The sequence below is a fragment of the Kitasatospora sp. MY 5-36 genome, assembly GCF_001182915.1.
Taxonomy (GTDB): domain Bacteria; phylum Actinomycetota; class Actinomycetes; order Streptomycetales; family Streptomycetaceae; genus Kitasatospora.
In genome coordinates this window covers 1-6,087 of sequence record NZ_LFVW01000642.1, presented here as the reverse complement: position 1 = coordinate 6,087, position 6,087 = coordinate 1, and the positions used below count along the sequence as shown (strand labels likewise).

Sequence of the window (6,087 nt, the reverse complement as noted above, 5' to 3'; positions counted from 1 at the left end):
AGCCGGGTGCCGGTGCCGTGCGCCTCGACGGCGTCGATGTCCGCGGGGGCCAGCTCCGCGTCGGCGAGCGCGGCGTGGATGACCGCGCGCTGGGCCTCGCCGTTCGGGGCCGTCAGGCTGTGGCTGGCGCCGTCGGAGTTGACGGCCGAGCCGCGGACCACCGCCAGTACCCGGTGGCCCAGGCGCCGCGCCCGCTCCAGCCGTTCCAGCACGAGCACGCCGGCCCCCTCGGACCAGGCCACGCCGTCCGCGTCCGCGGAGAAGGGCTTGCAGCGGGCGTCCGGGGCCAGACCGCCCAGCGCGCTGAACGCGACGTGGTAGCCGGGCGTCGTCATCACCGTCACCCCGCCCGCCAGCGCCAGTTCGCACTCACCGCCGCGCAGCCCCTCGACGGCGAGGTGCAGCGCCACCAGCGAGCTGGAGGCCGAGGTGTCGACGGTGAGGACGGGGCCGTTGAGGCCGAGGGTGTGGGCCAGCCGCCCGCTGATGACGCTCGGGGCGGTACCGGTGAACAGCACGCCGGCGAGGTCGGCGGGCGCCTCGTGCAGCGGGGGCCCGTACGGCCGGGCCTCGGCGCCGAGGAACACCCCGGTGCGGGAGCCCCGCAGGGTGGTCGGGTCGATGCGGGCGTGCTCCAGGGCCTCCCAGCCCACCTCCAGGGCGAGCCGCTGCTGCGGGTCCATGGCGTCGGCCTCGCGCGGGGAGAGGTCGAAGAAGGCGGCGTCGAAGCGGGTCGCGCTGTCGAGGAACCCGCCGCGGTCGGTGGCGCAGCGCCCGTCGCGGCGCAGCGCGTCGAGGTCCCAGCCGCGGTCGGTGGGGAAGGGGCCCGCGACAGTGCGGCGGTCGACGAGGGCCTGCCACAGGTCCTCGGGCGAGTCGATGCCGCCGGGGTAGCGGCAGGCCATGCCGATGACGGCCAGGGGCTCGGCGGTCATGCGCCGGCTCCGCCCGTGGAACCCGCGGAACCCGTGGAGGCCACGGGGCCGAGGGCGGGGGCGTCGACGCGCACGGTGGTGGGGGCCGGGCGGCGGTCCGCCACCAGGTGCCGGAACTCGATGCCCGCACGCCCGGAGCCGGCCGCCCCGGCGTCGGCATCGGCATCGGCAGAGCGCAGTTCGGCGAGGCAGTCGCACGCCGCGTCGGTGAACCCGGCGAACCGGTAGGCGATCTCCATCATCCGGTTGCGGTCGGTGCGGCGGAAGTCGGCGGCCAGGTGGACCCCGGCCGCCGCCGCCTCGCCGATCAGCCAGTCCAGCAGGACGGCGCCCGCGCCGAAGGACACCACCCGGCAGGAGGTGGCCAGCAGCTTCAGGTGCCAGACCCGCTCGTGGTAGCCGACGAGCAGCACGCCGACGGCGCCGTGCGGGCCGAAGCGGTCGGTGAGGGAGACGGTGAGGACCTCGTGCTCCGGATCGGCGATCAGGGCCCGCAGATCGACGTCGGAGTAGTAGACGCCGGTGGCGTTCATCTGGCTGGTGCGGAGGGTGAGTTCCTCGACCCGGGAGAGGTCGGCGTCGTCGGCCCGCTTGATCTCCATGACCAGGTCCAGCGAGCGGAGGAAGGCCTCGTCGGGGCCGGTGAACTCCTCGCGCTCGGCGGTCCGGCGGAAGCCCGCCTGGTACATGCTGCGGCGGCGGGCGGCGTCGACGGTGACGACGGCCGGGCTGAACTCGGGGAGGCCGGTCAGCTCCGCGGCCAGCGCCGCGTCGAAGCAGCGGACCTCGGGGTGGTGGTGGGCGACCTCGGCGCGCTCGGCCGGCTGGTCGTCGATGAAGGCGACCGTCTTCAGGGCGAAGTTCAGCCCGTCCGCGATCTCCTTGACCGACCGGGACTTGGGATGCCAGCCGATCCGCGGCAGGACGAAGTACTCGGCGACGCCGAGGGCCTCCAGCTGCTGCCAGGCGTGGTCGTGGTCGTTCTTGCTGGCCACGGCCTGGAGGATGCCCCGGGCGTCGAGTTCGACGATGGTGCGGCGGATCTCCTCGGGCAGCACCACCTCGTGGTCCTCCAGGAGGGTGCCCCGCCACAGGGTGTTGTCCAGGTCCCAGACCAGGCACTTGACGAGGGTGGGTGCGTCGGACACGGGGGCGCTCCTTCGATTTCCGTTCGTTGCCGTGTTCGTGGTGCGTGTGGTGCGTTTCGTGCTGACGGTGCGTCGTGCCCGTGCGGGGCGGCGGGCGGCTCAGAGCCGGTCGAGGGCGTGCCGGGCGAGGATCAACTGCGAGATCTCGGTGCTGCCTTCGATCAGTTCCATCGCCTTGGCGTCCCGGTAGGCCCGGGCCACCACGTGGCCGTCGGTGAAGCCCCGCGAGGCGAGCACCTGGACGGCCGTCGCGGCGCCGCGGGTCGCGTGGGTGGCGGCGACCTGCTTGGCCAGCACCGCCGTCACCGCCGCGTCCGGGGCGGTGCGGTCCCACTGCTCGGCGGCGTGCCGGCAGACCTGGGTGGCGATCCGCTCCGAGGTGTAGAGCTCGGCGATGTGCCGGGCCACCAGCTGGTGCTCGCCGATCGGGCCGCCGCCCTGCTCGCGGGTGCGGGCCTCCCCGACGGCGGCCGTGAGGCAGGCGCGCAGGATGCCGACGCAGCCCCAGGCCACCGACATCCGGCCGTAGGACAGGCCGACCGTGAACAGCAGCGCGAGCGGCTGGCGCCCGCCGCCGAGCACGGCGTCGGCCGGGATCCGGACGTCGTCGAGCACGATGCGGCAGTGCGTGGCGGCGCGGCAGCCGAGCGGGGCCGCGACGGGCTCGATGCGGACGCCGGGGGCGTCCGTCGGCACCATCGCGGCGGCGCCGTCCGGACCGTCGCCGTAGCGGCCGACGACCATGACGAGGTCGGCGTAGGCGGCCCCGGTGATCCACATCTTCTCGCCGGAGACGATCAGGTCGCCGCTGCCGTCCTCGGCCGGACGGATGCGGGTGGTCATGCCGCTGAGGTCGGAGCCCGCGCCCGGCTCGCTGAAGCCCACGCAGGCGAGCCGGCCGCTCGTCAGCTGCCCGAGGTAGCCCCGGCGCTGCTCGCGGTCGCCGAAGCGGCGGACGACCGCCGCGGCGATCCCCTGGACCGTCATCACGCTGCGCAGCGAGCTGCACAGGGCGCCGACGTGGGCGGTGAGTTCGCCGTTCTCCTGGCCGGTGCGGCCGGGCCCGCCGAAGCGGGCCGGCACCTCGGCGCACAGCACGCCCATCGCGCCGAGCTCGCGCAGCAGCTCGACGGGGATCCGGCCGGCCGCGTCCCAGGCGGCCGGCCCGTCGCCGACCAGGGCGTCGATCGCGGCGGTGTCGAAGCCCGTCCCGCCCGTACCCGTGGCGCCCGTGGCGGCCGTACCCGTGGCCCCGCCGCTCATGCGTCCCCGGTCTCGCGCAGGCGCAGCACCATGGCCGCCATGGCGCGGATGCTGCGGAAGTTGTCCCGGTTCAGCTCGGCGCCGACGATCTCGATGTCGTACTCGTCCTCCAGGAACACCACCAGTTCCATGGCGAACATCGAGGAGATCGCGCCGGTGGCGAAGAGGTCCTGCTCGACCTCGGGTTCGGCGCCGGTGTGTCCGACGAGGAAGGCGCTCAGCGCCTGCTCGACGGCGGTCGTCCCGGCAGCGGCGTTCGCGGTGGTCATGTGTCCGTACCTTTCGTAGTTCCGTGCTGGCCGTTCGGGGGGAGCCCGGTGCTCAGCCGTACGTGTAGAAGCCCCGGCCGGACTTGCGGCCGTGGTGCCCGTCGCGGACCTTCCTGAGCATCAGCTCACAGGGGTCGCACTCAGGGTCGCCGGTGCGCTCGTGCAGGACCCGCAGGGAGTCGACGAGGTTGTCGATGCCGATCAGGTCGGCGGTGCGCAGCGGTCCGGTGGTGTGGCCGAGGCAGCCTTCCAGCAGCCCGTCCACCGTCTCGGCGGAGGCGACGCCCTCCTGGACGAGCATCGCCGCCCGGTTGATCAGCGGGTGCAGCAGCCGGTTGACGACGAAGCCCGGTGCGTCGTTGACCACCAGCGCCGTACGGCCGAGCGCGGTCAGCAGCGAGGTGACGGCGGTCATCGTGGCGTCACCGGTGGCCCGGCCGCGGATCACCTCGACCATGGTGATCAGGTAGGCGGGGTTCATGAAGTGCACGCCGACGAGTTCGTCGCCGCGCGCCACCCAGCCCGCCATCTCGTCGATGGGGATGCACGAGGTGTTGGAGATCAGCAGGGTGCCGGGGGCGACCAGCCCGGAGACCTCGGTCAGCACCTCGCGCTTGACCTCGGCGACCTCCACGACGGCCTCGACGACGGCGGTCGCGTCGGCGATGTCGGCCGGCGCGGTGGTGGTGGCCAGCGTGCCGTGGGCGCGGCCCGCGGGGAGGGCCTCCAGCAGCTGGGCGTGCTTCAGCTTGCGGCGGATCGCCGTCCGGGCCGTGGCCAGGGTCGGCTCGTCGACGTCGACGAGGGTGACGTCGACGCCGTGGCCGAGGGCGAGGGCGGCGATGTTGGTGCCCATGACGCCGCCGCCGATGACGGCGAGGCGGTGCTGTTCGTGACGGTCAGTCATCGTGTCCCTCCCGGGTGGTGGTGAAGTGCTCGTCGAGCCAGGAGTCGACGGCCCGCGCGGTGGTCCCGGCGTGGGCGCCGATCATGGTGAAGTGGTCGCCCGGAACGGTCACCGGGGTGAGGTCGCCGGAGAGGTCCCACGGGAGGCGGACGGCGCCGTCCCCGCCCTCGGGGCCGCCCGGCTCGCCGCCGTGGCGGAGCAGCAGGGTCGGCAGGTCCGCGGTGTACGGGACGTGGCCGCGCCAGTCCTGGACGTAGTAGTGGGCGAGCGCGGTCAGCCAGTCGTCCCCGCCGATGCCGCCCGCGTCGACGCCCCCGGGGTTGCCCAGGAGCACGGCGGCCGGCAGGGTGCCGATGATCTCGTCGGGGGCACCGGCCGACTGCGGGGCGAAGCTGTCCAGCAGCACCAGCGCGGCGGGGCCCCGGCCCAGTTCGGCGAGGCGGGCGGCGAGGGCCTGCGCGACCAGCCCGCCGGAGGAGTAGCCGACGAGGACGAACGGGCCGGCCTCCGGAGCGGTCTCCGGGGCGGCGAGCACCGTCCGGACGCACAGGTCGAGCAGCGCGTCCGGGTCGGCGGCCAGCGGCTCCCCCGCCGTGTAGCCGGGGATCACCGCGGAGAGGACGTGCCGGGGGCGGCGCAGGCCCTGCACCACCCGGACGAACTCCTGGGCGTCGCCCGCGCCGAACGACGGCAGGCAGACGAGCGTCGGCCCGACCGTGTCCGCGGACCGGCGGGTGAGCGGGACCAGGGGCGGGACGCCCGCCAGCTCGTCCGCACCGGCGAAGCGGGGCCGGAACCGGGCCAGCCCGGCGATCATCCGTACGGCGTCGGCCCCCTGGCCGAGGCTGTTCGCCCGCAGGTACAGGGCGGCCAGCGTCTCGGCGGCCGGTGTCCCGGCGGCTCCGGCCCGCTCCGTGCCGTCCGTGGATTCCGGCGCGGCGGCCAGCGCGAAGCGGGGCGCGGCCCGCTCCGGTCCGCCGTCCTGGCGCACCGGTCCGTCGGCGAGCCGCTCCCGCAGGTACGCGGCCGTCAGGGCGGGGGTGGGGTGGTCGAAGACCAGCGGACCGCTCAGCCGCAGACCGGTGGCCCCGGCGAGTCGCTTGCGCAGCTCCAGGGCGCTCAGCGAGGTGAACCCCTGCTCCAGGAACGTGGCGTCCGGGTCGACGGCCGCCGCGTCCGGGTGGCCGAGCGCGGCGGCGGCGTGCTCCCGGACCAGCTCCAGCAGGACCGCCTCCCGCTCCCGCGCCGACCGCGCCCCGCCGAGCCGGGCGGACAGCCGGACGGCGGCGGACGACCGCCGCACACCGGCGCCGTCGTCGCCCGCGAACCCGTCCCCGTCCCCGTCCCCCTGCTCCAGGACCCGGAGGGCGTCGGGAAGCGCGGACAGCAGCGGGCTCGGCCGGTGCAGCGTGTACAGCGGCACGAACCGCGCCCAGTCGACGTCGGCGACCACGAGCAGCGTCTCGTCGTCGTCCAGCGCCTGGGCGAGGCCCTCGATGCCGCGCTCGGGAGCCATCGTCCGCAGACCGTAGGCGCTCAGCTGCTCACCCGCCTCCCCCGCGCCC

Annotated in this window: 6 protein-coding genes; all 6 read right to left on the bottom strand. The window is 75.1% G+C overall.

The features are described from left to right. Positions 1 to 935 (bottom strand): polyketide synthase (locus tag AE652_RS32500; protein WP_199823176.1); only part of this gene is annotated, 935 nt, incomplete at its 3' end. Further along, complete coding sequence (locus AE652_RS32495) at positions 932 to 2,083, bottom strand: HAD family hydrolase (protein WP_049658122.1); 1,152 nt, start codon at positions 2,081 to 2,083, stop codon at positions 932 to 934. The genes AE652_RS32500 and AE652_RS32495, both read right to left, overlap by 4 nt. A gap of 99 nt (positions 2,084 to 2,182) precedes the next feature. Further along, positions 2,183 to 3,346 (bottom strand): acyl-CoA dehydrogenase family protein, encoded by a 1,164-nt coding sequence (locus tag AE652_RS32490; RefSeq protein WP_049658120.1) that lies wholly within the window; start codon positions 3,344 to 3,346, stop codon positions 2,183 to 2,185. Beyond that, positions 3,343 to 3,615 (bottom strand): methoxymalonate biosynthesis protein, encoded by a 273-nt coding sequence (locus tag AE652_RS32485; protein WP_049658118.1) that lies wholly within the window; start codon positions 3,613 to 3,615, stop codon positions 3,343 to 3,345. Before AE652_RS32485 ends, AE652_RS32490 begins: the two co-directional genes overlap by 4 nt. A gap of 52 nt (positions 3,616 to 3,667) precedes the next feature. Further along, a complete protein-coding gene (locus tag AE652_RS32480) occupies positions 3,668 to 4,522 on the bottom strand; it encodes a 3-hydroxyacyl-CoA dehydrogenase family protein (RefSeq protein WP_049658117.1) in 855 nt (284 codons plus the stop codon). After that, the coding region (locus tag AE652_RS32475; protein ID WP_049658115.1) for a thioesterase domain-containing protein at positions 4,515 to 6,087 on the bottom strand (1,573 nt) is incomplete at its 5' end. The genes AE652_RS32480 and AE652_RS32475, both read right to left, overlap by 8 nt.

Coding starts and splice junctions, on each gene's coding strand:
- AE652_RS32490 (WP_049658120.1), bottom strand. CDS start 3,346: ATGAGCGGCGGGGCCACGGGTACGGCCGCCACGGGCGCCACGGGTACG.
- AE652_RS32485 (WP_049658118.1), bottom strand. CDS start 3,615: ATGACCACCGCGAACGCCGCTGCCGGGACGACCGCCGTCGAGCAGGCG.
- AE652_RS32480 (WP_049658117.1), bottom strand. CDS start 4,522: ATGACTGACCGTCACGAACAGCACCGCCTCGCCGTCATCGGCGGCGGC.